The sequence below is a fragment of the Actinokineospora sp. genome (assembly GCF_050699995.1).
Taxonomy (GTDB): domain Bacteria; phylum Actinomycetota; class Actinomycetes; order Mycobacteriales; family Pseudonocardiaceae; genus Actinokineospora.
Map to the genome: position 1 here is coordinate 1 of NZ_JBOHGC010000077.1, position 1082 is coordinate 1082.

A 1082-nucleotide genomic window follows, 5' to 3' on the forward strand; every position below is an offset into this window, starting at 1 on the left:
GGCGAGTTCTTCCCCGACGTGGACACCGGCGGCGGCTTCTTCACCATCGTGACCGAGTCACTCGAGCTCCCGCAGCGATACCGATTCCTGACCACGAGGATATGACCATGAGGCTTGGACGCGGTGCACGGTTCGCGGTCGCGACGACCACGCTCGCTCTCGTCGGTGCGTTGATTGCGCCGGAGGCCGTCGCGCGCGGGCAGTCGAAGTGGACGCCCAACTCTGCGACCCGGTGGGAGGTCGGCGGCGGCGGCGACGACTTCCGCACCGGCTACAACCCGACCGAGAAGCAGCCACCGTTCATCGGCGGAGGCAACCTGGGGACGGACGACTCGGACGGTCCCTGGCTCGAGTGGGTGACGAAGATCTCGGACCTCCCCTCGGGCGTGTGGCTCGAGGCGGGCATGGCGGTGGTCGACGGGATCGTGTACGTGTCGGGCGGCGCGACCAACTCGTTCATCGCGCTCGACGCGAAGACGGGCCTGCCGATCTGGCGGTTCTCGCCCGACCAGCGGACCGACGGATACACCGCGGCCTATCCTGCCTCGAACGCGCCGGTGGTAAAGAACGGAGTGGTCTACGCCACCTTCTCGAGCGGATACATCTACGCGCTCAACGCCAAGACCGGGCGCAAGATCTGGTCCTATCGCGCGAGCGACGGCTACAAGGGGCCGCAGCACCCGGAGAACACCGTCGGCCGGTGCGCGGGCGGGCTCTGCGACCGCGGGACCGGCGACTTCGATCCGGTTCACCCGGGCGTGGTGTACCCGAAGATCCACGGCGCGACCGCGTACTGCGACAGCAAGGTCTTCTTCATGACCCTCTCGGGTTGGGTGTACGGGCTCAACGCCAAGACCGGGAAGCTCCTGTGGAAGAAGTACGCCGACGGACCCGACTTCCCCGGCGAGCTGACCTGGTGGGAGTACGCGCGGGGCGGCCCGACCAGCCCGGCGAACAAGTCCGCCGGCTCGGGCACCCGGCGCTTCGAGGCGGTGCCGGGCGTCGGCTGCCTCAACGGCGAGATCCAGGTGGCCGGCTCGGATGGCCAGGTGCGGTTCCTGTCCCCCTCGACCGGCAGGGAC

At 68.9% G+C, this 1082-nt stretch carries 1 protein-coding gene; it reads left to right on the forward strand.

Going from position 1 to position 1082, the window contains the following annotated elements:
- Positions 1-107 precede the first annotated feature (107 nt).
- Positions 108-1082: PQQ-binding-like beta-propeller repeat protein (locus ACRDSQ_RS04535; RefSeq protein ID WP_431419029.1), on the forward strand; the 975-nt coding region annotated here is incomplete at its 3' end.